Source organism: Acidovorax sp. 59, assembly GCF_002754175.1.
Classification (GTDB): Bacteria; Pseudomonadota; Gammaproteobacteria; order Burkholderiales; family Burkholderiaceae_C; genus Acidovorax; species Acidovorax delafieldii.
Window position 1 is genome coordinate 1,176,372 of sequence record NZ_PEET01000001.1, and the last position, 26,245, is coordinate 1,202,616.

Consider the following 26,245-nt stretch of genomic DNA (forward strand, 5'->3'; position numbering starts at 1 on the left):
ATTAGATCAGGCCGCTGGTGCGCAGTGCCGACTCGACCACAGCCTCGTTGCTGCTGGCCAGGGGCGTCATGGGCAGGCGCATGGTGCCACCACACAGGCCCATGCGGGACATGGCCCACTTGACCGGGATGGGGTTGGCTTCGACAAACAGGTGCTTGTGCACCGGCATCAGCTGAAACTGGATCTGCATGGCGCGTTGCACGTTGCCGGCCAGTGCCGCCACGCACAGCTCGTGCATCAGGCGCGGGGCCACGTTGGCCGTCACGCTGATGTTGCCGTGGCCGCCGCACAGCATCAGGGCGACGGCGGTCGGGTCGTCGCCCGAGTACACGCCAAAGCCCTTGGGCACGTCACGGATGAGCCACTGGGCACGCTCGATGTTGCCGGTGGCTTCCTTGATGCCGATCACGCCGGGCACCTGGGCCAGGCGCAGCACGGTGTCGTGCTGCATATCGGCCACCGAGCGGCCGGGCACGTTGTACAGCACGATGGGCAGGTCGCCAGTGGCTTCTGCAATCGCCTTGAAATGCTGGTACTGGCCCTCTTGGGTGGGCTTGTTGTAGTAGGGCACGACCTGCAGCTGGCTGTCGGCACCCACGCCGCGCGCGAACTTGGCCAGCTCAATGGCCTCGGCGGTGGAGTTGGCGCCGCAGCCGGCCATGATGGGCACGCGCTTGGCAGACTGTTCCACGGCCACGCGGATGATTTCGCAGTGTTCTTCGACGTTCACCGTGGGGGACTCGCCCGTGGTGCCCACCACGCCGATGCAATCAGTGCCTTCGGCGATGTGCCAGTCGATCAGTTTGCGCAAGGTGGGGTAGTCCACGCTACCGTCCTCGTGCATGGGAGTGACGAGGGCGACGATGCTGCCGGTGAGTGGCACGGAAGAAGAAGTCATGTCCGCAGTGGTAAACGGTAAAAGGGCATTCTAACTAGCCCCGGTAGACAAAAGATGTCGTGAGGGTCCACCCGCCTGCGGGAGTTCCCGTACGGCCGTGATGCGTTGCACGAAACGCGCGGGTTCGTCGATGAAGCCGTCCTCATAAGCCACCACGCGCAGGTCCTGGCATGCCTGCAGCAGTTCGCCGTGCGCGAGCAGGAACTCCGCCCGCGCCGGGCGCCCCACGGTTTCGTTGCCCTGGGCGAACGTTTCGTAGAACAGCACCCCGCCCGGCGCCACGCTGGCCACGATGGTGGGCAGCAAGGGGCGCCACAGGTAGTTGGTGACAACCACGCCGCCAAACTGGCGGCCTGCAAAAGGCCAGGGGCCGTTTTCGATGTCAGCCTGCACCAGCTCGCCCAGCCCTTCGCAGGCGGCCAGCGCCTCGGCGGACCGGTCCACGCCGACCACGGTGTGCCCCAGTTTCCGCAGATGGCGCAGGTGGCGCCCTGCGCCGCAGGCTACGTCCAGCACGGTGCTGTGGGGGGCGATCAGGTGGCTCCAGCGCCACACCCATTCCGAAGGGGCTTCTGTACCGTGCATACCGTGCATGAACTATAAAAATGATAGCTGCCTGCGCATGATCCACTAGCGCTTGCGGCCAAAAACGCTTGAAAATCCCGCCAAGGGTGTCAAAAACACGCCCACATCTGGTCGGCCAGCAGCACCATGAATTCGGGCACGGTGTACAAGCCAAACACCACCAAGCACAGCAGCACGGCCACGGCACCGCCCAGCCAGCGCAGGGCACGCGGCGCGGGTTTGCGGGGCGGGGTGGTGTGGCTCATGCAGGGGGGGACAAACAGGTCAGGCGGGTTGTGGGGCGTGGCGCGCGATCGGGCTTTCCTTGACTGGCAGGTTCACCAGCCCGGCAAAAATGCCCAGGCCGATCGCGATGTACCACACGATATCGTAGCTGCCGGTGGCGTCATACAGATAGCCGCCCAGCCAGACGCCCAGGAAGCTGCCGATCTGGTGGCTGAAGAACACAAAGCCGCCCAGCATGGACAGGTGCTGCACCCCGAAGATTTGTGCAATGGTGGCGTTGGTGGGCGGCACGGTGGACAGCCACAGCGCGCCCATCACCGCCGAGAACACGTACACCGACAGCGGCGACAGCGGTACCAGCAAAAAGATGCTGATCGCCACCGCGCGGGCAAAGTAGATGAAAGCGAGGATGTGGCGCTTGGGCATGCGCTGGCCCAGCGTGCCCGCGATGTAGGTGCCAAACACATTGAACAGTCCGATCAGCGCCAGCGCATAGCTGGCCACCTGGGGCGACAGGCCATGGTCCTTGAGGTAGCTGGGCATGTGCACGCCAATGAACACCACCTGAAAGCCGCACACAAAGTAACCGGCCATCAGCAGGTTGAAGCTGGGGTAGCGGAAGGCCTCGCCCAGCGCCTGCGCAATGGTCTGCTCGCGCTTGACCGGGGCCGCACCCTTGAAGCCCGGCTCCCGCAGGCCAAAGGCCAGCGGCACGATCAGCAGCACTGCCATCGACAGCACCAGCAAGGCCTGCTGCCAGCCCAGGCCTGCAATCAGCCAGCCTTCGACCGGCACCATCAGGAACTGCCCGAACGAACCCGCCGCCGCTGCCACGCCCATGGCCCAGGAGCGTTTTTCGGGCGCAATCTGCCGCCCCAGCACACCATAGATCACCGCATAGGTGGTGCCCGCCTGCGCCGCGCCAATCAGCACACCGGCCGTCAGCGCAAACAGCATGGGCGTGGGCGACAGCGCCATGCCCGCCAGGCCCAGGGCATACAGGGCTGCACCGCCGAGCAGCACGCGGAAGGCCCCAAACCGGTCGGCCGCCATGCCCGCAAAAATCCCGATCACGCCCCAGGACAGGTTCTGGATGGCGATGGCCAGGGCGAACGACTGGCGCGTCCAGCCCATTTCCTGGGTGATGGGAAGCAGCCACAGCCCGAACCCGTGGCGGGTGCCCATGGACAGGGTCACGATGGCCGCGCCGCACGCCAGCACCTGGAACATGGATAGTTTGGGAGGATTCATATGCATGCGCAGGAATGTAGCCAGATTGGACGAAACGCGCTGATACACCCGCGACCAATACAGTTGGCGGTGGGGGCGGCAGAAAATGCAGCGCTTGGCGCAGCGGTTTGAAGGGCTGGTTATTTATCCAGCTATTGCTGCGGTGCCGCACTACAATCCGCCCCATGGCAGCCAAACCCTCTTCTGTTTCCGCGAGCGAATACTCCGAAGGCTCAATCCGCGTGCTCAAGGGCCTGGAGCCCGTCAAGCAGCGCCCGGGCATGTACACCCGCACCGACAACCCCCTGCACATCATCCAGGAGGTGCTGGACAACGCCGCCGATGAGGCCCTCGCCGGCCACGGCAAGAAGATCCGCGTCACGCTGCATGCCGATGGCTCGGTCAGTGTGGAGGACGACGGCCGGGGCATCCCGTTTGGTCTGCACCCGGAAGAAAACGCGCCGGTGATCGAGCTGGTCTTCACCCGCCTGCATGCGGGTGGCAAGTTCGACAAGGGCAAGGGCGGTGCCTACAGCTTCTCGGGCGGCCTGCACGGCGTGGGCGTGTCGGTCACCAACGCCCTGGCCACCCGGCTGGAGGCCACCAGCTACCGCGAAGGCAAGGCGGCGCGCCTGGTGTTCTCCGCCGGTGACGTGATCGAGCCTTTGGTCGCCCGCCCGCTGGAGGCGGGCGAGCGCAAGCAGGGCACTTCGGTGCGCGTGTGGCCCGACGCCAAGTATTTCGAATCCAGTGCCCTGCCCATGGGCGAGCTGACCCATCTGCTGCGCAGCAAGGCCGTGCTCATGCCCGGCGTGACGGTGCAGCTGGTGAACGAAAAAACCCGCGACACGCAGACCTGGCAGTACAAGGGCGGCCTGCGGGACTACCTGATGCAGACGCTCACCGGCGACCCGGTCATCCCGCTGTTTGAAGGCGAGGGTTTTGCCGACAGCGGCAACGAGAGCTTTGCCGAGGGCGAAGGGGCGGCCTGGGCGGTGGCCTTTACCGAAGACGGCCAGCCCATGCGCGAGAGCTACGTCAACCTGATCCCCACCAGCGCGGGCGGCACCCACGAAAGTGGCCTGCGCGACGGCCTGTTCAACGCGGTCAAGAGCTTTATCGAGCTGCACAGCTTGTTGCCCAAGGGCGTGAAGCTGCTGCCCGAGGACGTGTTTGCGCGCGCCAGCTATGTGCTCTCGGCCAAGGTGCTCGACCCGCAGTTCCAGGGCCAGATTAAGGAGCGCCTGAACTCGCGCGACGCCGTGCGCCTGGTCAGCGGCTTCGTGCGCCCCGCGCTCGAACTCTGGCTCAACCAGCATGTGGAATACGGCAAGAAGCTCGCCGAGCTGGCCATCAAGGCTGCCCAAACCCGCCAGAAGGCTGGGCAGAAGGTTGAAAAACGCAAGGGCTCGGGCGTGGCCGTGTTGCCCGGCAAGCTCACCGACTGCGAAAGCAAGGACATCGCCCACAACGAAGTTTTCCTGGTCGAGGGCGACTCGGCTGGCGGCAGCGCCAAGATGGGCCGCGACAAGGAAAGCCAGGCCATCCTGCCGCTGCGCGGCAAGGTGCTCAACACCTGGGAGGTCGAGCGCGACCGCCTGTTTGCCAACAACGAAATCCACGACATTTCGGTGGCGATTGGCGTGGACCCGCATGGCCCCAACGACACGCCGGATTTGAGCGGCCTGCGCTACGGCAAGGTTTGCATCCTGAGTGACGCCGACGTGGACGGCTCGCACATCCAGGTGCTGCTGCTCACGCTCTTCTTCCGCCACTTCCCCAAGCTCATCGAAACCGGTCACATCTACGTGGCGCGCCCGCCGCTGTTCCGCGTGGATGTACCCGCGCGCGGCAAGAAGCCCGCCGCCAAGATGTATGCGCTGGACGATGGCGAACTGACTGCCATCCTCGACAAGTGCGCCAAGGACGGCGTGCCGAAAGAGAAGTGCCAGATCAGCCGCTTCAAAGGCCTGGGCGAGATGAACGCCGAGCAGCTGTGGGAAACCACGCTCAACCCCGACACCCGCCGCCTGCTGCCCGTGCAACTGGGCGACATGGACTTTGCCGCCACCGAAGGCCTCATCACCAAGCTCATGGGCAAGGGCGAAGCCGCCGCGCGCCGTGAGCTGATGGAGCTGCATGGCGATGCGGTCGAGATCGATATCTGACCGCATCGACACGCTCCATCCGGTGTTTGTGATGAAAAATCCCCTTAAAAACAGTGCCCTGCGCTTGTCTGTATTGGGTTTGCTGCTATGTTTTGTGCAGCAAATGGCCCATGCGGACCTGTGGGCGCACGTGGACGAGCGTGGCGTGACGCACTTTGCGGCCGAGCAGGTCGATGCGCGCTACCAGCTGTTTTTTCGTGGCAATGACTTTGACTCGACCCGGGATGTGCCCCCCAATTCGTCGCCCATGCCCTACGCGCTGCCTGCAGCGGGTGCGCGCCTGCTGGCTTTTTTTGACATCGCGCCCGACTACAAGCGGGTCAAACACCACCTGCGCGCTGCGTCCGCCAAACACGGTGTGGACTACGAGCTGCTGCAGGCCGTGATCGCGACCGAGTCCGGTTTTGACGCCACCGCCGTGTCGCCCAAGGGCGCCGTGGGCCTGATGCAGGTGATGCCCGCCACGGCCAACCGGTTTGGCGTGAGCACGGATGCAAAACGCACGGTGGAGCAAAAGCTGGCCGACCCGGCCGTGAACGTGCCCACCGGCACGCGCTACCTGCGCCACCTGCTGGACCTGTTTCCAGGCCGCATGGACCTGGCTGTTGCCGCCTACAACGCTGGCGAAGGCGCCGTGCAGCGCGCGGGCAACCAGATTCCGGCCTTCAAGGAAACGCAGAACTATGTGCGCACGGTGCTGGGCCTGTATGCCCAGCTCAAGCCCCCAGCCCCGGTGCTGGCGCAACGCGCCGTGCCGGGCCGCGTGCGCATGGAGCTTTCGGGTGGCGCGCAGAACCGGGGCAACCTGCCGCCCACCCGCGTGGCGCAGACCCGCAGCGCCCCCCAGAACGTGAACCCAGAAACTGTACCCAACGAATGAGCGACCAACCCACTCTCGATTTCACCACCGCAGGCGACGACGGGGGCGACTCCCTGGGCCTGGCGGGCTATGCCCAGCGCGCCTACCTCGAATACGCGCTGTCGGTCGTCAAGGGCCGTGCGCTGCCCGATGTGTGCGACGGCCTCAAGCCTGTGCAGCGGCGCATTCTGTATTCGATGGACCGCATGGGCCTGGGCTACAGCGGCCCCACGCGCAACACGGCCGCCAAACCGGTCAAGAGCGCCCGCGTGGTGGGCGATGTGCTGGGCCGCTTCCACCCGCATGGCGATCAGTCGGCCTATGACGCGCTCGTGCGCATGGCGCAGGACTTTGCCCAGCGCTACCCGCTGATCGACGGCCAGGGCAACTTCGGCAGCCGCGACGGCGACGGCGCTGCGGCCATGCGCTACACCGAGGCCCGCCTGTCGCGCATCACCAGCCTGCTGCTGGATGAGATCGACGAAGGCACGGTCGATTTCATGCCCAACTACGACGGAAGCACGGAGGAGCCGCGCCAGTTGCCCGCGCGCTTGCCGTTCGCGCTGCTCAACGGCGCCAGCGGCATTGCCGTGGGCCTGGCCACCGAGATCCCCAGCCACAACCTGCGCGAGATTGCAGACGCCTGCATTGCGCTCATCAAGACGCCCTCGCTGAGCCAGGAAGACCTGCTCGCGCTGGTGCCCGGCCCGGACTACCCCGGCGGCGGCCAGATCATCAGCAGCGCGGGCGACATTGCCGATGCCTACCGCACCGGCCGTGGCAGCCTCAAGGTGCGCGCGCGCTGGAAGATCGAAGACATGGCGCGTGGCCAGTGGCAGCTGGTGGTGAACGAGTTGCCGCCCGGCGTGAGCACGCAAAAGGTGCTCGAAGAGATCGAGGAAATCACCAACCCCAAGGTCAAGGCCGGCAAAAAGGCGCTCTCGCAAGACCAGACCCAGCTCAAGGCCAGCATGCTGGCTGTGCTGGATGTGGTGCGCGACGAATCGAGCAAAGACGCGCCCGTGCGCCTGGTGTTCGAGCCCAAGACGGGCAAGACCCCGCAGCAGGAGCTGATCACCGCCCTGTTGGCGCACACCAGCCTGGAAACCTCGGCCCCCATCAACCTCACCATGGTGGGGCTCGATGGCAAGCCCGTGCAGAAGTCGCTGCGTGTGATGCTGGAAGAGTGGATTGCCTTCCGCCAGACCACCATCACCCGCCGCAGCCAGCACCGGCTGGACAAGGTGCTGGACCGCATCCACATCCTCGAAGGGCGGCAGACCGTGCTGCTCAACATCGACGAGGTGATCGCGATCATCCGTGCGGCCGAGGAGCCCAAGGCCGCGCTCATCGCGCGCTTCAACCTGAGCGACCGGCAGGCCGAGGACATCCTCGAAATCCGCCTGCGCCAACTCGCACGGCTCGAAGCCATCAAGATCGAACAAGAGCTGAAAGAACTGCGCGAAAGCCAGGGCAAGCTCGAAGACATCCTGAACAACCCCGGCTCGCTGCGCCGCACCATGGTCAAGGAGATCGAGGCGGACGCGAAGACCTTTGCCGACGCACGCCGCACCCTCATCCAGGCCGAGAAAAAGGCCGTGGCCGAGGTGAAGGTAGTGGACGAGCCTGTGACCGTGGTCGTCTCGCAAAAAGGCTGGGTGCGCGCCCGCACCGGCCATGGCCATGAGGCCGCCAGCTTTGCCTTCAAGGCAGGTGATGGGCTGTACGGCACGTTCGAGTGCCGCACGGTGGATACCCTGCTGGCCTTTGGCAGCAATGGCCGCGTTTACTCGGTGGCCGTGTCGCTGCTGCCCGGTGCGCGTGGCGACGGCCAGCCGGTGACCACGCTCATCGAGCTGGAATCGGGCACGCAACTGCTGCACTACTTTGCGGGGCCAGCCAACGCCACGCTGCTGTTGTCCAACTCGGGCGGCTACGGCTTTCTGGCGGCGGTGGAAAACATGGTCTCGCGCCAAAAGGGCGGCAAGGCCTTCCTCACCCTGGGCGAGGGTGAAACCGTGTGTGTGCCGTCGCACGCTGCGGGCACCACGGGCAGCAAACCGGTGCTGCCGGCCACGCACGTGGCCTGCGCTTCCACGGGTGGGCGCATCCTGACCTTCGAGATCACCGAGCTGAAAACCATGGCCAATGGCGGCCGGGGGCTGATGCTGATCGACCTGGAAGACAAGGACCAGCTCGCAGGCGCGGCGGCCTACACGCGCAGCATTCGCCTCGATGGCGTGGGCCGGGGCGGCAAGCAGCGTGATGAGACGCTGGAGATCCGCAGCCTGAACAACGCCCGTGCTGCGCGCGGCCGCAAGGGCAAGGCAGCAGACCTGGGCTTCAAGCCCCAGGCAGTGACGCGCGTCGAGTAAGGACAGCTCACACGACGCCTCCGGCGTTGTTGCAGCGTCCTGCAGCCACACCCGTACTGCAGCATTGCCTGCGGCGCAGCGCTCGGCCGGGGCCGTATCGCTGCGTTTTTTCGCCGCTTCAGTCGTCGCCGCTGCCAGTGGAGCGGGGTGCGCGAAACGGGTCTGCCGCACCCGGCGCCTTTGGCGGCGCCTCCGATCATGCTTGGGGATGACCCTCATGCGGCCGCTCCTGGTTTGTGCAATTGTCGGAAAGCGAGCAACATCTCGTGACAAACACACTCCAGGAGACCTCCATGCCTAAACAATTGAGGATGGCCCACAAGCTGTGGCTGGCTGTGATTCTGATCGTGGTCATGCTGGTCGCCGTGGTGGGGTTTGCGGCCTACCGCTCGGCAAAAGTGCAAGCCCAGGCCGATGCCGTGAGCAAGGACATGGAGGCGCGGGTGCAGGCCGCCCTGCGCTGGTCGGGGTTGACCGAAACCAATGCAGCGCGCACCCAGGCGCTGATCGTGAGCAACGACCCAGCGGTGGAAGCAGAGTTCAAGGACGTCATTGCGGCCACGTCGGCCCAGATCAGCGAGGTGCAGAAGTCGCTCGAATCCATGGCCTTGTCCGACGCCGACAAGGCCCAGATGAACAAGATTGCGGCCGCCCGCAAGACCATGATCGATCTGCGTGGCGAGGCCCGAAAGCTCAAGAGTGACGGTCAGCAAGATCAGGCCGTGACGCTGATCAACCAGAAGTACAACCCCTCCGTGGCGGCCTACCTCGCTGCTCTGCGCGAGTTTGTGGCCCAACTGCAGAAGAACGCCGCAGAGACGCAGGTGGCGATGGCGGCCGAACGCATGCTCACCGTCAAGATCGCCGCGGTGGCCGTGGGCTTGCTGCTGCTGGCCATCATCGTGGGGGCGTATTACCTGATTGGCAGCATCCAGCGGCCCTTGGCCCAGGCCAATGGACTGGCCGAACGCATTGCAGGTGGCGACCTGAGCCTGCAGGAGGCTGTCACGCGCAGCGACGAGTTTGGCGATCTGTTGCGCTCGCTCTATGCCATGAGCAATGCGCTGGGGCGCATGGTGCACCAGGTGCGCCAAAGCACGGACAGCATTGCCATCGCCAGCGCAGAGATCGCGACCGGCAACCAGGACCTGTCGGCCCGCACCGAGCAGACCTCCAGCAACCTGCAGGAGACGGCCGCCGCGATGGAGGAGTTCACCAGCACCATCCAGCAAAGCGCGGGCAGCGCCCAGCAGGCCAGCAGCCTGGCCGCGGGTGCCACCGGCGTGGCGCGCCGGGGCGGTGAGGTGGTGACCCAGGTGGTGGCCACCATGGAGGACATCAACCACAGCAGCAAGAAGATCGCAGACATCATTGGCGTGATCGACGGCATTGCGTTCCAGACCAACATCCTGGCGCTCAATGCGGCGGTGGAGGCCGCGCGTGCTGGCGAGCAAGGCCGTGGCTTTGCCGTGGTGGCCAGTGAGGTGCGGAGCCTGGCCCAGCGCAGTGCCGAGGCGGCCAAGGAGATCAAGCAGCTCATCAGCGCGTCGGTGGAGAAGGTGGAGACCGGCTCGCGCCTGGTGTCCGATGCGGGCACGACCATGACCGACATCGTGCAGTCGGTGCAGCGCGTGACCGACATGATCGGCGAGATCACCGCCGCATCGTCCGAGCAGAGCGCAGGGGTGTCGCAGGTCAACAAGGCGATCAGCAACCTCGACCAGATGACCCAGCAGAACGCCGCCCTGGTGGAAGAAAGCGCTGCGGCAGCACAAAGCCTGCGCGAGCAGGCTGATCACCTGGCGCGCGAGGTATCCATGTTCAAGGTCAACGCCGCCAGCTACGGGCCTGCACAGGCCGCCATTGGGGTCGCGCGCGGCGCGGCCAAGGCGACAACCACCATGCCCGCCACCCGCAACAAGCCCGCAGCGTCCGCCACTGCGGGCGGTGCCCCTGCAGCCCGCATCAGCACTGCGAGTGCCCCGGCGGCACCGGCGAAATCGCCTTCATCATCGGCAGGCGTGAAGCAAGGCGCCAAGCACGGTGCCACGGCCGGGGCGGACGAGGACTGGGAATCTTTCTGACACGCTGAGGTGGGTGCCTCCGGCTGTCGCAGACCCAGGCGGCGGGACCCTGCTCTTTACGGGCAACAAAAAACCCATGGCAGTGATGCCATGGGTTTTTTGCTGGGGCGGGCGGTCTGTCAGGCCAGTTCGGCGGTCAGGCCAGTTCGGCGATCAGTTCGATCTCCACGCACGCGCCCATGGGGATCTGGGCCACGCCGAAGGCGCTGCGGGCGTGCACGCCCTTCTCGCCAAACACTTGGCCCAGCAGTTCGCTGGCGCCATTGGTCACCAGGTGCTGCTCGGTGAAGTCGCCCGTGGAGTTCACCAGGCTCATGACCTTGACGATGCGTTTGACACGGTTCAGGTCGCCGCCGCAGGCGGCTTGCAGCGTGCCCATCAGGTCGATGGCCACAGCACGCGCAGCCTGCTTGCCTTCTTCGGTGCCGATGTCGCGGCCAAACTGTGCAGCCCAGGGCTTGCCGTCCTTGCGAGCGATGTGGCCGCTCAGGAACACCAGGTTGCCCGTCTGCACATAGGGCACGTAGGCGGCGGCGGGCACCGACACGGGGGGCAGGGTGATGTTGAGTTCTTTCAGCTTGTCGTAAACGCTCATGGTGGTCCTCGTTAGGAAGTGTGGGTGGATAGACGAGAGCGGTCTGGTGCGCAGGCCGCCGAGCGCGGTAAGTGTTACACAGCACCCCACCATCGCGCCGACGTGGCAGGCCCTGGCGGCGCATTAGCATCAGCGCATGTCCGCCATAAGCGCCTCTAATGCCACGACGCTGTCCGCCACAGGCTGGGGCGTGGAGGGGCCATTGCCCCCGCGTCCGTGGCTCCTGCCCGCTGTGTTGCTGGGCGTGGTGGCCGGGGCTGCGCTGCAGCTGCAGCAGCCCATGCTGTGGTCCGCTGCGGCCTATGGGTGGCTGTTGGGGGCTGGTCTGCTGCTGGGCGGTGGTGCGGTGGCCGCCGCGCGGCGGCGCCCCGGGCTTCGCTGGGCTCGCAGTGCCATCGCCATGGCGCCCTGGCTGATGTTGCTGGCGGGGGCGCTGGCCATGGCGGGAGGCACCGGCCTGCGGGCCGTGGCCTACCAGGCGCAGGCATTGCCGGCAGCGTTGGAGGGCAAGGACCTGCGCATCACTGGCGTGGCGGCCGCCATGCCGCAGATCAACGAGGCGGGCACCCGCTGGCGCATGGTGGTGGAGGGAGCGACGCTGCAAGGCGCGCCGGTGTCCTTGCCGCCCCTGGTGGATGTGGCCTGGTATGGCGGCGCTTTCGGCGGTGCGGGCGAGGTGCTGGATCTGCAACGCCAGCCCGCCCCGGTGCGTGCGGGCGAGCGGTGGCAGATCACCGTGCGCCTGAAGGCGCCCCATGGCCTGCGCAACCCGCATGGCTTTGACTACGAACTGTGGATGTGGGAGCAGGGCCTGCAGGCCACGGGCTACGTGCGCGCGGGCCCCAAGGACGAGCCGCCGGTGCGTGTGGCCGCCACCTGGCAGTACCCGGTGGAGCAGCTGCGCCAGCGCGTGCGGGACGCCATCCTGGAGCGCCTGGTATTCGGGCAGGATGGCTCGGGCAATGACATCGCCGACCCCACCCGCACGCGCACGGCGGGCGTGGTGGCGGCGCTGGTCACCGGCGACCAGCGTGCCATTGACCGAGCAGACTGGGATGTGTTCCGTGCCACCGGGGTGGCCCACCTCATGAGCATTTCGGGTCTCCACATCACGCTGTTCGCCTGGCTGGCGGCGCTGGTGGTGCGGGCGTTGTGGCGGCGCTCGCCCCGGTTGAGCCTGGCGGTGCCTGCGCAATCCGCCGCACTGGTGTCGGGTGTGCTGCTGGCCACGGCCTACGCCCTGTTCAGCGGCTGGGGCGTGCCCGCGCAGCGCACCGTGACCATGCTGGCCATCGTGGGGCTGCTGCAGCTGAGCGGACGCCGCTGGCCCTGGCCCCAGGTGTGGCTGCTGGCCTGTGGGGCCGTGGTGGTGCTGGACCCCTGGGCGCTGGCACAGGCAGGTTTCTGGCTGAGCTTTGTGGCAGTGGGCGTTCTTTTTGCTACTAATCCAATAGCTAAAGGGGAAAGTAGCACTGGCGCTACAGGCCATTTTTATGCCTTAGTGCGCGAGCAGTGGGTGGTCACTCTGGCGCTCACGCCCCTGGGCTTGCTGCTGTTTGGCCAGGTGTCGCTGGTGGGTTTTGTCGCCAACCTGGTAGCCATCCCCTGGGTGACGCTGGTGGTCACGCCGCTGGCGCTGGGGGGCGTGTTGTGGGCGCCGCTGTGGAGTGCGGCGGCCCTCAGCCTGCAGCCGTTCACCGCGTTGCTGCAGTGGCTGGCGCAGTGGCCCTGGGCCGCTGTGTTTTTGCCTGCCGCGCCGCTGTGGGCGGGTGTGGCGGCGGTGGCTGGGGGCGCGCTCTTGGCCATGCGCCTGCCCTGGCGCCTGCGTTTGCTGGCGTTGCCCCTGCTGCTGCCGGTGTTGTGGTGGCAGCCGGAGCGGCCGGTCGCGGGGCAGTTGGAGCTGCTGGCCGCCGACATCGGCCAGGGCAATGCCGTGCTGGTGCGCACGGCCACGCACACCCTGCTGTATGACGCGGGGCCGCGCTTCAGCCGCGAGAGCGATGCGGGCCACCGCGTGCTGGTGCCGCTGCTGCGGGCGCTGGGGGAGCAGGTGGATGTGCTCATGCTCAGCCACCGCGATGCCGACCACACAGGCGGTGCAGCGGCCGTGCTGGCCCAGCAGCCGGGCGCCGAACTGACCGGCTCCATCGAAGCCGAGCACGCCCTGCAGCGCTTGCGCCCCAGCACGCCCTGCCTGGCAGGCCAGCGCTGGGAGTGGGATGGCGTGGCTTTTGAGGTGCTGCATCCGCTGCCCGGTGACGAAGCCCCTGTGGCGGCCAAGGCCCCGCGTCCCAATGCACTCAGCTGCGTGCTGCGCATCATGGCCGCCGGGCCCGAGGGCGGGACGGCCCTGCTGGTGGGCGACATCGAGGCACCGCAGGAGCAAGCCTTGCTGGCGCGCAGCGCGCCCTTGCGAGCCGACCTGCTGCTGGTGCCGCACCACGGCAGCAAGACCTCGTCGTCGGCGGCTTTTCTGGAAGCTGTCCAGCCGCGCACCGCTTTGGTGCAGGCTGGTTATCGCAACCGCTTCGGTCATCCGGCGCCGGATGTGCTGCAGCGCTACCGTGCGCGCCAGATTGCGGTGGTGGAATCGTCGCGCTGCGGGGCCGCCCGCTGGTCCTCGTCGCAGCCTGGGCAGGTGGCCTGCGAACGCGACACCGGCGAGCACTACTGGCAGCACCGCATGGTGCCACGGGACGACTGATTCGGGGCCGATGGCGCAGCGCCGCCAGGGGTGTTGGGCGGGGGTGGGCTCACAACTTGCTATCCTGATCGCAGGAGGCCCGTTCATGCAGAAATTTGACGAGATGTACGCCATGCTGCCGTTTGATGGCAGCGACGTGCGGGAACACTACAAGCGCTATGCGCAGTGGTTGAGCAAACAGCCCCCTGACGTGATGCAGGCCCGCAGGGCCGAAGCCGAGATGATCTTCCGGCGCGTGGGCATCACCTTCGCCGTCTACGGCGCCAAGGACGAAGGCGGCGCAGGCAACGAGCGGTTGATCCCGTTCGACCTGATCCCCCGCATCATTCCGGCCCACGAGTGGGCCAGCATGCAGCAGGGGCTGGTGCAGCGTGTCACGGCGCTCAACCGTTTCATCCACGACGTCTACCACGGCCAGGACATCATCCGCGCCGGCATCGTGCCCGCCGATCTCATCCTCAACAACGCGCAGTACCGCCCCGAGATGGCCGGCGTGCATGTGCCGCAGGACATTTACGCGCACATCGCAGGCATCGACATCGTGCGCGCCCCCGATGCCCAGGGCAATGGTGAGTACTACGTGCTCGAAGACAACCTGCGCGTGCCCAGCGGTGTGAGCTACATGCTCGAAAACCGCAAGATGATGATGCGGCTGTTCCCAGAGCTGTTCAGCCTGCACAAGGTGGCGCCGGTGGCCCACTACCCCGACATGCTGCTCGAAACCCTGCGCGCCAGCGCCCCCGCCACGGCGGATGAGCCCACGGTGGTGGTACTCACGCCCGGCATGCACAACAGTGCGTACTTCGAGCACGCCTTCCTGGCCCAGCAGATGGGTGTGGAGCTGGTGGAGGGCCAGGATCTGGTGGTCAAGGACAAGTTCGTGTACATGCGCACCACACGCGGCCTGCAGCGGGTGGACGTGATCTATCGCCGCGTGGACGATGACTTCCTCGACCCCCAAGTCTTCCGCCGCAATTCCACCCTGGGCTGCTACGGCCTCATGGAGGCTTACCGCGCGGGCAACGTGGGCATCTGCAACGCTGTGGGCACGGGCGTGGCGGACGACAAGTCCGTCTACCCCTATGTGCCGGAGATGATCCGCTTCTACCTGGGCGAGGAGCCCATCCTGAAGAACGTGCCCACCTGGATGTGCCGCAAGCAGGACGACTTGCAGCATGTGCTGGCCAACCTCAAGGACCTGGTGGTGAAGGAGGTGCACGGTGCTGGCGGCTACGGCATGCTCATCGGCCCTGCAGCCACGCAGGCCGAGATCGAGGACTTTCGCCGCGCGTTGCTGGCCAACCCGGCGGGCTACATTGCGCAGCCCACGCTCAGCCTGTCGAGCTGTCCCACGTATGTGGAAAGCGGCATCGCTCCCCGCCACATCGACCTGCGCCCCTTTGTGCTCAGCGGTCGCGAGGTGCAGATGGCCGCCGGCGGCCTCACGCGCGTGGCGCTGCAAGAGGGCTCGCTGGTGGTGAATTCGTCGCAGGGCGGCGGCACCAAGGACACCTGGGTGCTGGGAGAGGGTACGCCCGCAGCGCAACCCAAGGCAGTGCAATCCCAGTCGCAATCGCAGGGACAAGGTCAGTCGCAAAGTCAATCGCAAGGGAGCCTCTGAACATGCTGAGCCGCACCGCCGACCATCTGTTCTGGATGTCCCGCTACACCGAGCGAGCTGAAAACGCCGCCGAAAGCGGGGTTTCACCACAACACAGCCAGCGTGCGCAGCACGCGCTGGGTTCTCTGCCCGGGGAGGAAAAATGCTAAGTCGCACTGCCGATCATCTGTTCTGGATGTCCCGATATACAGAGCGGGCAGAGAACACAGCAAGAATGCTCAATGTGAGCTACGAGACCTCCCTGTTGCCCCAGGCTGCCGATGTGGCGCAAAAAGGCTGGGAGGGCCTGCTGTCCATCAGCGAGCTGATCCCTGCGTACACCGCCAAGTATGGTGAAGTGACGCCCGCCAACGTGCTGGAGTTCATGGTGCACGACGGCAACAACCCGTCGTCCATCCTGTCGTGCCTGCGCGCCGCACGCGAGAACGCGCGGGCCGTGCGCGGCGCGCTCACCACCGAGGTGTGGGAGACGCAGAACCAGACCTGGCTGGAACTGCACCGGCAACTGGAAGGCGGCGCGTTTGAGCGCGACCCAGGCCAGTTCTTTGAATGGGTGAAGTACCGCTCGCACCTCTCACGCGGCGTGGTGCTGGGCACGATGCTGCAGGACGAGGCGTTTCACTTCTTGCGCATGGGCACCTTCCTGGAGCGCGCGGACAACACCGCGCGCCTGCTGGATGTGAAGTTCCACGCGGTCAAGAACGACTTTTTTGGCCGCCCCAGTGACCGCAACCAGGAAAGCGACTTCTACCACTGGAGCGCCATCTTGCGCAGCGTGTCGGCGTTCGAGGTGTACCGCAAGGTCTACCGCGACGTGATCACGCCGGGCCGCGTGGCCGACCTGCTGATCCTGAGCCGCGACATGCCGCGCTCGCTGCACGCGTGCCTGCGCGAGGTGGTGGACAACCTGGCCGTGCTGGCCAACGGGCAGTCTGCCGAGACCAGCCGCAGGGCAGGGCGCCTGCTGGCCGATCTGCAGTACGGCCGCATCGACGAGATCCTGGCGACCGGGCTGCACGCGTTCCTCACGCAGTTCCTGGACCGGGTGAACGACCTGGGTGGCGGCATCAGCCGCGATTTTCTGGTGACGTCCGGCGATTGAAAACCAGCAGGGCGGCGCCATGCCAGGCCAGCCCTGCTGCGTAGGGAAGCAGCGGGGCCCAGGGAGAGCCCAGCCAGGCCCTTGCCTGGGGGCTGCTGAACCACGCTAACCAGGCGGGCAGGGTTGCACCCCACGGCGCGTGCAGGTGGGCCTGCAGTACGCCACAGGCGGTAAGCCCCAGGCCCACCAGCGTGCCCACCGCGATGCCGTAGGCGACCGGCAGCTTGCGGCGGCCCGCCATCGCCATGAAGGCCGCACTGAAGAACACCCCCAGGAACACGGTGGCCAGCCAGGCCACCGGCCACCAGCCAGCATCACCGGCTCCAGACCGGGCCACCAGCAGCGCGTTGAAACCGCCCATGGCGCCCAGCGCCAGCAGTGGTACCAGAAAGTTGCGATACCGCGCGCTCAGCTGTGCCGAATGCGCTGCCTGATTGGGCGTTTTTGCGGTACGGCTGCGCGCATCGCTGGTCATTCTTGCGCGTTGCGCCGCTGGTCCCGCAACATGAAGAGGTAGAGGCTTTCGACCTTCTCGCGCGCCCAGGGGGTCTTGCGCAGGAACTTGAGGCTGGAGCCCACGCTGGGGTCGATCTGGAAGCAGCGGATGGGAATCTGCCGCCCCAGCTCATCCCAGCCAAAGTAGTCGGCCAGGCCCACGACCATGGCTTCGAGTGTCACGCCGTGCAGGGGGTTGCGCGGCTGGGTGGGCTTGTTGGCCGGTGGGGCGGGTGGCGGGGTCTCTGGAGTGCTCATGGCTCCAAGCATACAGACTGGGAGCGTGAACACGCCCTGAGGGCAATCCTGTCGTGTGCATCGGGCGTTAACTCCACCACCGCCACCACAGAACCGATTCAGGGGGCGTCAGGCTTTGCGCTGCAGATGGGCCTCGCGCTGGAACAGCTCGGCCGCCCAGTCCACAAACGCGCGCACCTTGGCGCTCAGGTGGCGGTTGGGCGGGTACACCACATACACGGGCAGCAGGGGTTGGGTCCAGTCCGGCAGCAGTTGCACCAAGGCTCCGCTGGCGAGGTAGCGCTGGGCTTGCCAGCTGGTTATCTGGCCAATACCCAGCCCCGCCACGATGGAGGTCACGTAGGCGTTGGCCTCGTTCACGCTCAGCTGGTAGGGGCCGGTGATGTCGATGGACTCATCACCCCGGCGAAACTCGAGCGGATAGTGCCGCCCGCTCTGCGGCGAGAAGTAGATCACGCTGGCGTGTTTCTCCTCGATCTCCAGCGGGTGCGTGGGTGTGCCCTTACGCTCCAGGTAGGCGGGTGCGGCGACGGTGATGAACTCCAGGTTGCCAATGCGGCGCGCCACCAGTGACTGGTCGCTCAGCTCGCCCCCCCGGATCACGCAGTCCACGTTGTCCCCGATCAGATCCACCGTGCGGTCGCTCACACCCAGGTCCACCTGGATGTCCGGGTAGCGGGCATGAAACTCCGCCAGTTGCGGAATGATGAGCAACTGGGCCACCGACGTGCCCACGTCGATGCGCAGCCGCCCGCGCGGGTTGGCGCGCGCGTTGGTCATGCTGGCCTCGATGTCGTCCAGGTCGGTCAGCAGCCGCACCGTGCGGTCGTAATAGGCCGCGCCATCGGGTGTCACGGTCACGCGGCGGGTGGTGCGGTTGAGCAGCTTCACGCGCAGCCGCTCCTCCAGCGCCTGCACATGCTTGGTCACCGTGGCTTTGGGCAGGCTCAGCGAATCCGCTGCCCGGGTAAACGTGCCGGCCTCCACCACCCGCACGAATATGCGCATGGCCTGTATCTGGTCCATGGCTTCTCCTTGAGTCATCAGCACCCAGATTGGGTGCTGAGGAATTCTCACACGGGCGCCCCGGTTTGATTGTTGAGCTTTTGGAAACAGTGCGGTGGTGTTTGACCTGTTTATCAGAAAGGCCCAAGCCACTACATTTCATCCATCGTCAACCGACCTTCCACCTATCCACCTACCTACTGGGTACCTGCCATGCAGCCCGACCGCCCGTCTTCATCCTCTTTGCCCACGCAGCCCGCTGCGGCGCCCGCCAAGGCGTCCGGGGTGGCTGCGTCCGTCTGCACCGATTCCACCATTGAGGTGGCCCAGGGGCAGGACGTGGAAGTGCGCATGTACGGCCGCAAGAAGACTGGCCAGGCGTCACCGGTGGTCGTGCACTTCCACGGCGGGGCCTTCATGTCGGGCGATCTGGACAACGGCTGCACGGTGGCTTCTCTGCTGGAGAGTGCCGGGGCCGTGGTGGTGTCGGTCGCGTATCCGCTCACGCCCTTTCCGCAGCCGGTGGACACAGGTTACGGTGTGCTCAAGTGGGTGCACAAGCACCGCACCAAGCTCGGCGGGCAGGGCGCCGCCGTGTACCTGGCGGGCGAAGAGGCCGGTGGCAACCTGGCGGCGGCCGTGGCACTGATGGCGCGTGACCAGTCTCACCCCCCGCTGGCCGGGCAGATCCTGCTGTCGCCCATGCTGGACCCCTGTGTGGGCACCGCGTCGCTGCGCGAGGCCACGGGGGACTCCACGGGCTGCAAGTGGACCGAGGGCTGGCGCAACTTTCTGCGCTGCCCGCGCGATGCCGAGCACCCCTATGCGGTGCCTGCCGGTGCGCAGCGCCTGGCGGGGCTGCCCCCCACGCTGATCCTGGTGGGCGACACCGACCCCATGCACGACGAGGCGCTGGCCTACGCGGCCCGGCTGGAGGCTGCCGGCCTGCCGGTCACGCGCCACGTGTTCTCCAAGAACCCGCAGTGGCCCGATGCCCTGCTGCAGACCGGCCCGCATGAATGTCCGTGTGCGGCGGGTGCGCAGGAGCAGTTCCGGCAGTTCTTTGCCTCCACGCGAAGTCCGGTGCCGTCCTGACGACGGCCCCTGACACCTTCTCACATCCCTGACAGCCGCTGACCTCCACCCGGGTGGAGGCAGAGAAACGCGGGCTCGGCGCGAGCCCCATTCCCTTTTTACATCTTGATTTCCGGCCTGGCGTGCCGGAGGGGAAGCGCTTGCCCGGCGTTGCCCGCTCCGCATGTCCTGGAGCCCACGTTACCCATTCAAACGACACGGAGGAAAGAACACACCATGCATGCACCCCTGATCCCGTTGGCCTGCGGCCGCTGTCACAGCGCACCTGGCCGCACCGTCTTTTGACGGTGGCACGCAGGCCGCCCCGGTGTTTGTCGCCGGGGTATTGACCTTTCCACCGTGTCATTGCCGAGACTGCATTCCGCCCCCTTTGCATTGACCCCTGCCGAGCGCAGCCCACAGGCGCCAGCGCACGGCAGACAAGTTTCACAGCTTGCTCCACAAGGGCACACCTACTGATCGAAAGTGACCATGAACTTCCCATCCTTCTCCAAGTTCTCCCAGCGCCGCCCCCTGGGTCTGGCCACCCTTGCCACGGCCGTGACGGCCACCGTGGCGGCTGCTGTTCTGGTGTTTCAGGCACCCGTGGCGCAGGCGGATAGCGCCCCCGCAGCACCGCCCGCCATGCCGGTGTCGGTGGCTGCCGTGCTGCAAAAAGACATCGCCCTGTGGGACGAGTTTTCCGGCCGGCTCGAAGCCGTGCAGCGCGTGGATGTGCGCCCCCGCGTCTCGGGCGCCGTGCAGGCCGTGCACTTTCGCGAAGGCTCGCTGGTCAAGCAGGGCGACCTGCTGGTCACGGTGGACCCAGCCCCCTACGCCGCGGAGGTGGACCGCGCCGAAGCCCAGGTGGTCGCTGCGCAGGCCCGTCTGTCGTACACCCGCAGTGAACTGGAGCGCGCCACGCGCCTGCTCGAAGAAAAAGCCATCGCCCAGCGCGAACATGACGAGCGCCTGAACGCCCAGCGCGAGGCCGATGCCAACCTGCGCGCCGCCCAGGCCGCGCTGCAGACCGCGAAGCTGAACCTGGGCTACACCCAGGTGCGTGCCCCTGTGGCGGGCCGTGTGGGCCGCATCGAAGTCACCGTGGGCAACCTGGTGGCGGCCGGTGCGGGCGCCCCCGTGCTGACCACGCTGGTGTCCGTGAGCCCCATCTACGCGAGCTTCGACACCGATGAGCAGATCGTGGTGAAGGCCCTGGCCGACCTGCAAAGCGGCCAGCGCGGCAACAGCGCCCGCCAGCTCATCGAGCGCATTCCTGTGCAGATGGGCACCGGAACTTCGGGCGGCACGCCGCACGCCGGTCGCCTGCAGCTCATCGACAACCAGGTCGATGCCAAGAGCGGCACCGTGCGCGTGCGCGCCGTGTTCGACAACGAAGACGGCTCGCTCATCCCCGGCCAGTTCGCCCGCATCCGCATGGGCCAGGCCCGCAACACCCAGGCGCTGCTCATCAACGAGCGTGCCGTGGGCACCGACCAGAACAAGAAGTTCGTGATGGTGGTGGGCGAGGGCAACAAGGCCGAGTACCGCGAGGTCACCCTGGGCGCGCCGATTGACGGCCTGCGCGTGGTCACCTCGGGCCTCAAGGCGGGCGAGAACATCGTCGTCAACGGCCTGCAGCGCGTGCGCCCCGGTGCCGTGGTGGCGCCACAGCCTGTGCCCATGACCGCCAAGGCCGAGATTGCGGGTGATCGCAAGGAAGCCAAGAACGCCGCCAAGTCGCCAGCCGCCTGAGCGCGCTGGACACCAGGAATTTGCATCCATGAACCTGTCCCGCTTTTTCATCGACCGCCCCATCTTTGCCGGGGTGCTGTCGGTGCTCATCTTCCTCGGGGGGCTCATCGCATTGCGCGGTCTGCCCATCTCAGAATACCCTGAAGTCGCGCCGCCCTCCGTGGTGGTGCGCGCACAGTACCCAGGCGCGAACCCCAAAGTGATCGCCGAGACCGTGGCCACGCCGCTGGAGGAGTCCATCAACGGCGTGGAAGGCATGCTCTACATGGGCAGCCAGGCCACCACCGACGGCGTGATGACGCTGACGGTGACCTTTGCCCTCGGCACCGACCCCGACAAGGCCCAGCAGCTGGTGCAGAACCGCGTCTCGCAGGCCGAGCCGCGCCTGCCCGAGGAAGTGCGCCGCCTGGGCGTCACCACCGTCAAGAGCGCGCCGGACCTGACCATGGTGGTCCACCTGGTCTCGCCCAACAACCGCTACGACATCGACTACCTGCGCAACTACGCTGTGCTCAACGTGAAGGACCGCCTTGCGCGCATCCAGGGCGTGGGCCAGGTGCAGATCTTCGGCGGTGGCGACTACTCCATGCGTGTGTGGCTCGACCCGCAAAAGGTCGCGCAGCGCGGCCTTTCGGCCAGCGACGTGGTGGCCGCCATCCGCGGCCAGAACGTGCAAGCCGCTGCAGGTGTGGTGGGCGCATCGCCCGGCCTGCCCGGCGTGGACCTGCAACTGTCCATCAACGCGCAGGGTCGCCTGCAGACCGAGGAAGAGTTCGGCGACATCATCGTCAAGACCGGTGCGGATGGTGCGGTGACACGCCTGCGCGACATCGCCCGCCTGGAGCTGGGCGCGGCCGACTATTCGCTGCGCTCGCTGCTCAACAACGATCCGGCCGTGGGCATGGGCGTGTTCCAGGCGCCGGGCTCCAACGCGCTCGACATCTCGGCCAACGTGCGCGCCACCATGGACGAGATCCAGAAGAACATGCCCGAAGGCGTGGAGTACCGCATTGCGTACGACCCCACGCAGTTCGTGCGTGCGTCGATCAAGTCCGTGATCCACACGCTGCTCGAAGCCATCGCTCTCGTGGTGCTGGTGGTGATTTTGTTCCTGCAGACCTGGCGCGCGTCCATCATTCCGCTGCTGGCTGTGCCGGTGTCGGTGGTGGGTACGTTTGCCGTGCTGCACCTGCTGGGCTTCTCGATCAACGCGCTCTCCCTGTTCGGGCTGGTGCTGGCCATCGGCATCGTGGTGGACGATGCCATCGTGGTGGTGGAGAACGTCGAGCGCAACATCGAGGCGGGCCTGACCCCGCGCGAGGCCACCTACCGCGCCATGCGCGAAGTCTCCGGCCCCATCATTGCCATCGCACTGGTGCTGGTGGCGGTGTTCGTGCCACTGGCTTTCATCAGCGGGCTCACGGGCCAGTTCTATCGCCAGTTCGCGGTGACGATCGCGATCTCCACGGTGATCTCGGCGATCAACTCGCTGACCCTGTCGCCCGCGCTGTCAGCGCTGCTGCTCAAGGGCCACGACGAGCCCAAGGACGCGCTCACGCGCGGCATGGACAAGGTGTTCGGTGGCCTGTTCCGTGGCTTCAACCGCATGTTCCATCGGGGCTCTGAAGCGTATAGCGGCGGGGTCAAGCGTGTGATCGGCCGCAAGGCGCTGATGTTTGTGATCTACCTCGCGCTGGTGGGTGCCACCGTGGGCCTGTTCAAGATCGTGCCCGGCGGCTTCGTGCCCGCGCAGGACAAGCAGTATCTGATCGGCTTTGCGCAGCTGCCCGACGGCGCCACGCTGGACCGCACCGAGAACGTGATCCGCCGCATGGGCGAGATCATGAAGGAGAACCCGAACGTTGAAGACGCGATTGCCTTCCCCGGCCTGTCGATCAACGGCTTCACCAACAGCTCCAACTCTGGCATCGTGTTCGCCACGCTCAAGCCCTTTGCCGAGCGCACCCGTGCCGACCAGAGCGGCGGCGCCGTGGCAGGCCAGCTGAACCAGGCGTTTGGCAGCATCCAGGACGCGTTCATCGCCATGTTCCCGCCGCCTCCGGTGGCGGGCCTAGGCACCACGGGCGGCTTCAAGCTGCAGATCGAAGACCGTGCCTCGCTGGGCTATGAAGCCATGGACAACGCGGTGAAGGCCTTCATGGCCAAGGCCTACCAGACGCCCGAGCTGGCGGGGTTGTTCACCAGCTGGCAGGTCAACGTGCCGCAGCTGTACGCCAACATCGACCGCACCAAGGCACGCCAGCTCGGCGTGCCCGTGACGGACATCTTCGACACGCTGCAGATCTACCTGGGCAGCCTGTACGCCAACGACTTCAACCAGTTTGGCCGCACCTACAGCGTGCGCGTGCAGGCCGATGCGGCCTACCGTGCGCGGGCCGAAGACGTGGGCCTGCTCAAGGTGCGCTCTGCCACCGGCGAGATGGTGCCGCTGTCGGCGCTGATGAAGATGGAGCCCAGCTTCGGCCCCGAACGCGCCATGCGCTACAACGGCTACCTGGCTGCTGATGTGAACGGCGGCCCCGCACCCGGTTATTCATCGGGCCAGGCCCAGGCCGCCATCGAGCGCATTGCCGCAGAGACCCTGCCCCAGGGCATCACGTTCGAATGGACCGAGCTGACCTACCAGGAGATCCTGGCCGGCAACTCTGCCGTGCTGGTGTTCCCGCTGGCCATCCTGCTGGTGTTCCTGGTGCTGGCCGCGCAGTACGAAAGCCTCACGCTGCCGATTGCCATCATCCTGATCGTGCCCATGGGCATCCTGGCGGCCATGACCGGGGTGTGGCTGAGCAACGGCGACAACAACGTGTTCACGCAGATCGGGCTCATTGTGCTGGTGGGGCTGTCGGCCAAGAACGCGATCCTGATCGTGGAGTTTGCGCGCGAGCTGGAGTTTGCCGGGCGCACGCCCGTGCAGGCCGCCATCGAGGCCAGCCGCCTGCGGCTGCGCCCCATCCTGATGACCTCGCTGGCCTTCGTGATGGGTGTCCTGCCTCTGGTGCTGTCCACCGGTGCAGGCGCCGAAATGCGCAGCGCCATGGGCGTGGCGGTGTTCGCCGGGATGATTGGTGTGACGGCCTTCGGCCTGTTCCTCACGCCCGTGTTCTACGTGCTGCTGCGCAAACTGGCAGGCAACCGCCCGCTGGTGGAGCATGGCGCGCATGTGGCGCCCATCTCGCACACCCCGGGCAGCGGCGGCATTGCCCACCCGGTGCTGGCAGCGCCGCGCAAGGAGCACGAATGATGCTTTTGAAAACGGTGACAACAAAAATCTTTGTGGCCCTCGCCACGTGCTCCGCGCTGCCGAATGCAGCGGGCGTAACGACTGGGGCAGGAGAACAACCATGACCGATTTGCTATTGAAGAAAAACTCCACCGAGGGTGCTGCCTTTGGCGTGCGCAAGCGCAGCCTGCTGGCGCCCCTGGCCGCCGCCCTGGTGCTGGCCGGTTGCATGACCCAGCCCGTGGCCCCCGCGCCGCATGCGGGTGTGCCCGTGCCCGCCAGCTTCACGGCAGGGGGCGGCGCGCTGCCCACGGCCCCCTGGACGGTGGCCGCCCCCGCCGAGGCACAGCCCCGCGGCGAGTGGTGGCTGGGCTTTCAAGACCCGGTGCTGGCCGACCTGGTATTGCGCGCGGGCCAGGCCAACACCAGCATCCAGCAGGCCGCCGCGCGGCTGGCCGAGGCGCGCTCGCTGCTGCGCTCTGCCGATGCCGCGCGCTCGGTGCAAGTGGGCGCCTCGGCCGGTGTGACACGCCAGGCAGGCGCTGCCACCACGGGCAGCGCAACACCTGCCACGCTGGGTACAGCGGGGCTCAATGCATCGTACGAGCTGGACCTGTTCGGCCGCCTCTCGCAAACCAGTGACGCCGCGCGGCTGGACGCCGACGCGCGCGAAGCCCTGCTGCAAAGCACGCGCCTCATGGTGCAAGCCGACGTGGCGCAAACCTATCTGCAGCTGCGCGCGGTGCAAGCCGAGCAGGTGCTGGTGCAAGAGAGCCTGGCCGCGTACCAGGACACGCTGCGCCTGACGCAGCGCCGCCTGCAGGCTGGCGATGTGGCCGAGCTGGACGTGGCCCGTGTGCAGACCGAGGTGGCGGCCACCGAGTCCGATGCCCTGGCCTTGCAGCGCCAGCAGGCCCTGCTCACCAACGCGCTGGCCGTGCTGGCCGGCGAGGTGGCCAGTGGTTTTGTGCTGCCGCCCGCGACGGGCGACGCCGCGTTGCCGGTGATCCCGCCGGGCGTGCCCGGCACGGTGCTGACGCGCCGGCCCGATGTGTCGGCCGCGCAAACTGCCGTGCTGGCCGCGCAAGCGCGCGTGGGCGTGGCGCAGAAGGCGTGGTTCCCGGCCGTCACGCTCACGGGCAATGCGGGGCATGCGTCGCCCGAGCTGGGTGACCTGTTCAAGTGGTCCGCCCGTGCCTGGGGCGTGAGTGCGCTGCTGTCGCTGCCGATCTTTGACGGCGGCCAGCGCGATGCCCAGATCGAGGGCGCCAAGGCGCGCCTCGAGGCTGCGCTGGCGGACCACCGGGGGCAGGTGCTCAATGCGTTTCGTGACGTGGAGGATCAGCTGACCTCGCTGCGTTTGCTGTCTGGCCAGGCCGAAGCGCAAGGGCGGGCGGTGACGGCTGCGCGGCGGGCCACGCAGTTGTCGGACGTGCGGTATCGCAATGGGTTGGTGAGCCAGCTCGAATTGCTGGACGCGCGGCGCAGCGAGTTGCGCAATCGGCGGCAGGAGTTGCAGGTGCGGACGGCGCAGTATGTGGCGACGGTGGGGTTGATTCGGGCGCTCGGAGGCGGGTGGGGGGATCAGCCTGTGGTGAAGGTGGCGGCTGCGCCGCAGTAGTTTTTGAGCGGTTTAGGCTGCTTGCGCTAGTGAAACATGCCTAGGTAGCTATTGATTTTGTAGTGTCTGGTTGTTGTGCTGATTGGGCCGTACGCCTGGCTTGAGTGCGGAGGCCGGGAGTCGCCCGGCGAGCGAGTAACTTTCTTTTGCTTCGCCAAAAGAAAGTCACCAAAGAAAAGGCGACCCCCAGTCTGCGACCCCTTCGCAACGCGAAGGGGCAAACCTGCGGCGGGGCGGCTGTGGGGTGCGCCGTGGAACTCACTGCGCTGCGTTGCAGCTTCGTTCAGACATCCACGGCGAGTCAGTGCACGAGGCATGGGCGCTCCGACGCCCATGCTCACCCCGCAACC

20 protein-coding genes are annotated in these 26,245 nt (G+C 66.6%); 12 read left to right on the top strand and 8 right to left on the bottom strand.

What is annotated here, in order from left to right:
* Window position 1: 1 nt before the first annotated feature.
* The 4 genes from dapA to CLU87_RS05370 form a co-directional block, all read right to left on the bottom strand.
* Window positions 2-898, bottom strand: a complete 897-nt coding sequence (gene dapA, locus CLU87_RS05360; RefSeq protein ID WP_056061726.1) for a 4-hydroxy-tetrahydrodipicolinate synthase — start codon at window positions 896-898, stop codon at window positions 2-4.
* Window positions 899-928: 30 nt separating this feature from the next.
* Window positions 929-1,483 carry a bifunctional 2-polyprenyl-6-hydroxyphenol methylase/3-demethylubiquinol 3-O-methyltransferase UbiG gene (locus tag CLU87_RS05365; protein WP_099729774.1) on the bottom strand — a complete coding sequence of 185 codons (555 nt, stop codon included), beginning with the start codon at window positions 1,481-1,483 and terminating at the stop codon, window positions 929-931.
* Window positions 1,484-1,572: 89 nt separating this feature from the next.
* Window positions 1,573-1,728: a hypothetical protein gene (locus tag CLU87_RS23315; RefSeq protein WP_199170798.1), complete on the bottom strand. Its 156-nt coding sequence runs from the start codon at window positions 1,726-1,728 to the stop codon at window positions 1,573-1,575.
* A gap of 19 nt (window positions 1,729-1,747) precedes the next feature.
* Window positions 1,748-2,965 (bottom strand): MFS transporter, encoded by a 1,218-nt coding sequence (locus tag CLU87_RS05370; RefSeq protein ID WP_099729775.1) that lies wholly within the window; start codon window positions 2,963-2,965, stop codon window positions 1,748-1,750.
* 158 nt (window positions 2,966-3,123) lie between these two features.
* Here CLU87_RS05370 and CLU87_RS05375 point away from each other — a divergent pair, with 158 nt between their 5' ends.
* The 4 genes from CLU87_RS05375 to CLU87_RS05390 all read left to right on the top strand — a co-directional run bounded on the left by CLU87_RS05375 (window position 3,124) and on the right by CLU87_RS05390 (window position 10,424).
* Window positions 3,124-5,106 (top strand): DNA topoisomerase IV subunit B, encoded by a 1,983-nt coding sequence (locus tag CLU87_RS05375; protein ID WP_099729776.1) that lies wholly within the window; start codon window positions 3,124-3,126, stop codon window positions 5,104-5,106.
* 31 nt (window positions 5,107-5,137) lie between these two features.
* Complete coding sequence (locus CLU87_RS05380) at window positions 5,138-5,986, top strand: lytic transglycosylase domain-containing protein (protein ID WP_099732050.1); 849 nt, start codon at window positions 5,138-5,140, stop codon at window positions 5,984-5,986.
* Window positions 5,983-8,340, top strand: a complete 2,358-nt coding sequence (parC, locus tag CLU87_RS05385) for a DNA topoisomerase IV subunit A (protein ID WP_099729777.1) — start codon at window positions 5,983-5,985, stop codon at window positions 8,338-8,340. The genes CLU87_RS05380 and parC overlap by 4 nt, the downstream gene beginning before the upstream one ends.
* 293 nt (window positions 8,341-8,633) lie before the next feature.
* A complete protein-coding gene (locus tag CLU87_RS05390; RefSeq protein WP_099729778.1) occupies window positions 8,634-10,424 on the top strand; it encodes a methyl-accepting chemotaxis protein in 1,791 nt (596 codons plus the stop codon).
* 136 nt (window positions 10,425-10,560) lie between these two features.
* On the opposite strand, the gene CLU87_RS05395 is transcribed toward CLU87_RS05390, so the two are convergent.
* Window positions 10,561-11,019 (bottom strand): RidA family protein, encoded by a 459-nt coding sequence (locus CLU87_RS05395; RefSeq protein ID WP_008906002.1) that lies wholly within the window; start codon window positions 11,017-11,019, stop codon window positions 10,561-10,563.
* A 136-nt stretch (window positions 11,020-11,155) separates the two neighbouring features.
* Here CLU87_RS05395 and CLU87_RS05400 point away from each other — a divergent pair, with 136 nt between their 5' ends.
* The 4 genes from CLU87_RS05400 (at window position 11,156) to CLU87_RS05415 (ending at window position 16,446) form a co-directional block, all read left to right on the top strand.
* Entirely contained in the window at window positions 11,156-13,723 is a 2,568-nt protein-coding gene (locus CLU87_RS05400) for a DNA internalization-related competence protein ComEC/Rec2 (RefSeq protein ID WP_099729779.1), read from the top strand.
* Between the two features lie 85 nt (window positions 13,724-13,808).
* The gene (locus tag CLU87_RS05405; protein WP_099729780.1) at window positions 13,809-15,344 is read left to right on the top strand and encodes a circularly permuted type 2 ATP-grasp protein; all 1,536 of its coding nucleotides are present in this window, start codon (window positions 13,809-13,811) and stop codon (window positions 15,342-15,344) included.
* A 2-nt stretch (window positions 15,345-15,346) separates the two neighbouring features.
* Complete coding sequence (locus tag CLU87_RS05410; protein ID WP_099729781.1) at window positions 15,347-15,493, top strand: alpha-E domain-containing protein; 147 nt, start codon at window positions 15,347-15,349, stop codon at window positions 15,491-15,493.
* Complete coding sequence (locus CLU87_RS05415) at window positions 15,487-16,446, top strand: alpha-E domain-containing protein (RefSeq protein ID WP_099729782.1); 960 nt, start codon at window positions 15,487-15,489, stop codon at window positions 16,444-16,446. The genes CLU87_RS05410 and CLU87_RS05415 overlap by 7 nt, the downstream gene beginning before the upstream one ends.
* Here CLU87_RS05415 and CLU87_RS05420 read toward each other — a convergent pair.
* From CLU87_RS05420 to CLU87_RS05430, 3 genes are all read right to left on the bottom strand, one after another.
* A complete protein-coding gene (locus CLU87_RS05420) occupies window positions 16,412-16,921 on the bottom strand; it encodes a hypothetical protein (protein WP_099729783.1) in 510 nt (169 codons plus the stop codon). The two genes, CLU87_RS05415 and CLU87_RS05420, sit on opposite strands and share 35 nt — an antisense overlap.
* Entirely contained in the window at window positions 16,918-17,199 is a 282-nt protein-coding gene (locus CLU87_RS05425) for a VF530 family DNA-binding protein (RefSeq protein ID WP_056061753.1), read from the bottom strand. Before CLU87_RS05425 ends, CLU87_RS05420 begins: the two co-directional genes overlap by 4 nt.
* Before the next feature lie 108 nt (window positions 17,200-17,307).
* The gene (locus CLU87_RS05430; protein WP_056061756.1) at window positions 17,308-18,225 is read right to left on the bottom strand and encodes a LysR family transcriptional regulator; all 918 of its coding nucleotides are present in this window, start codon (window positions 18,223-18,225) and stop codon (window positions 17,308-17,310) included.
* Window positions 18,226-18,417: 192 nt separating this feature from the next.
* On the opposite strand from CLU87_RS05430, the gene CLU87_RS05435 reads away from it, so the two are divergent.
* The 4 genes from CLU87_RS05435 to CLU87_RS05450 all read left to right on the top strand — a co-directional run bounded on the left by CLU87_RS05435 (window position 18,418) and on the right by CLU87_RS05450 (window position 25,895).
* Window positions 18,418-19,299, top strand: a complete 882-nt coding sequence (locus CLU87_RS05435; RefSeq protein ID WP_192418796.1) for an alpha/beta hydrolase — start codon at window positions 18,418-18,420, stop codon at window positions 19,297-19,299.
* A 471-nt stretch (window positions 19,300-19,770) separates the two neighbouring features.
* Window positions 19,771-21,033, top strand: a complete 1,263-nt coding sequence (locus CLU87_RS05440) for an efflux RND transporter periplasmic adaptor subunit (RefSeq protein ID WP_099732051.1) — start codon at window positions 19,771-19,773, stop codon at window positions 21,031-21,033.
* Window positions 21,034-21,061: 28 nt separating this feature from the next.
* Window positions 21,062-24,295: an efflux RND transporter permease subunit gene (locus tag CLU87_RS05445; RefSeq protein WP_099729784.1), complete on the top strand. Its 3,234-nt coding sequence runs from the start codon at window positions 21,062-21,064 to the stop codon at window positions 24,293-24,295.
* Window positions 24,296-24,395: 100 nt separating this feature from the next.
* On the top strand, window positions 24,396-25,895 hold the full coding sequence (locus CLU87_RS05450; RefSeq protein WP_233193716.1) for an efflux transporter outer membrane subunit: 1,500 nt from the start codon (window positions 24,396-24,398) through the stop codon (window positions 25,893-25,895).
* Window positions 25,896-26,245 lie beyond the last annotated feature (350 nt).

Coding starts and splice junctions, on each gene's coding strand:
- dapA (WP_056061726.1), bottom strand. CDS start 898: ATGACTTCTTCTTCCGTGCCACTCACCGGCAGCATCGTCGCCCTCGTC.
- CLU87_RS05365 (WP_099729774.1), bottom strand. CDS start 1,483: ATGCACGGTACAGAAGCCCCTTCGGAATGGGTGTGGCGCTGGAGCCAC.
- CLU87_RS23315 (WP_199170798.1), bottom strand. CDS start 1,728: ATGAGCCACACCACCCCGCCCCGCAAACCCGCGCCGCGTGCCCTGCGC.
- CLU87_RS05370 (WP_099729775.1), bottom strand. CDS start 2,965: ATGCATATGAATCCTCCCAAACTATCCATGTTCCAGGTGCTGGCGTGC.
- CLU87_RS05375 (WP_099729776.1), top strand. CDS start 3,124: ATGGCAGCCAAACCCTCTTCTGTTTCCGCGAGCGAATACTCCGAAGGC.
- CLU87_RS05380 (WP_099732050.1), top strand. CDS start 5,138: ATGAAAAATCCCCTTAAAAACAGTGCCCTGCGCTTGTCTGTATTGGGT.
- parC (WP_099729777.1), top strand. CDS start 5,983: ATGAGCGACCAACCCACTCTCGATTTCACCACCGCAGGCGACGACGGG.
- CLU87_RS05390 (WP_099729778.1), top strand. CDS start 8,634: ATGCCTAAACAATTGAGGATGGCCCACAAGCTGTGGCTGGCTGTGATT.
- CLU87_RS05395 (WP_008906002.1), bottom strand. CDS start 11,019: ATGAGCGTTTACGACAAGCTGAAAGAACTCAACATCACCCTGCCCCCC.
- CLU87_RS05400 (WP_099729779.1), top strand. CDS start 11,156: ATGTCCGCCATAAGCGCCTCTAATGCCACGACGCTGTCCGCCACAGGC.
- CLU87_RS05405 (WP_099729780.1), top strand. CDS start 13,809: ATGCAGAAATTTGACGAGATGTACGCCATGCTGCCGTTTGATGGCAGC.
- CLU87_RS05410 (WP_099729781.1), top strand. CDS start 15,347: ATGCTGAGCCGCACCGCCGACCATCTGTTCTGGATGTCCCGCTACACC.
- CLU87_RS05415 (WP_099729782.1), top strand. CDS start 15,487: ATGCTAAGTCGCACTGCCGATCATCTGTTCTGGATGTCCCGATATACA.
- CLU87_RS05420 (WP_099729783.1), bottom strand. CDS start 16,921: ATGACCAGCGATGCGCGCAGCCGTACCGCAAAAACGCCCAATCAGGCA.
- CLU87_RS05425 (WP_056061753.1), bottom strand. CDS start 17,199: ATGAGCACTCCAGAGACCCCGCCACCCGCCCCACCGGCCAACAAGCCC.
- CLU87_RS05430 (WP_056061756.1), bottom strand. CDS start 18,225: ATGGACCAGATACAGGCCATGCGCATATTCGTGCGGGTGGTGGAGGCC.
- CLU87_RS05435 (WP_192418796.1), top strand. CDS start 18,418: ATGCAGCCCGACCGCCCGTCTTCATCCTCTTTGCCCACGCAGCCCGCT.
- CLU87_RS05440 (WP_099732051.1), top strand. CDS start 19,771: ATGAACTTCCCATCCTTCTCCAAGTTCTCCCAGCGCCGCCCCCTGGGT.
- CLU87_RS05445 (WP_099729784.1), top strand. CDS start 21,062: ATGAACCTGTCCCGCTTTTTCATCGACCGCCCCATCTTTGCCGGGGTG.
- CLU87_RS05450 (WP_233193716.1), top strand. CDS start 24,396: ATGACCGATTTGCTATTGAAGAAAAACTCCACCGAGGGTGCTGCCTTT.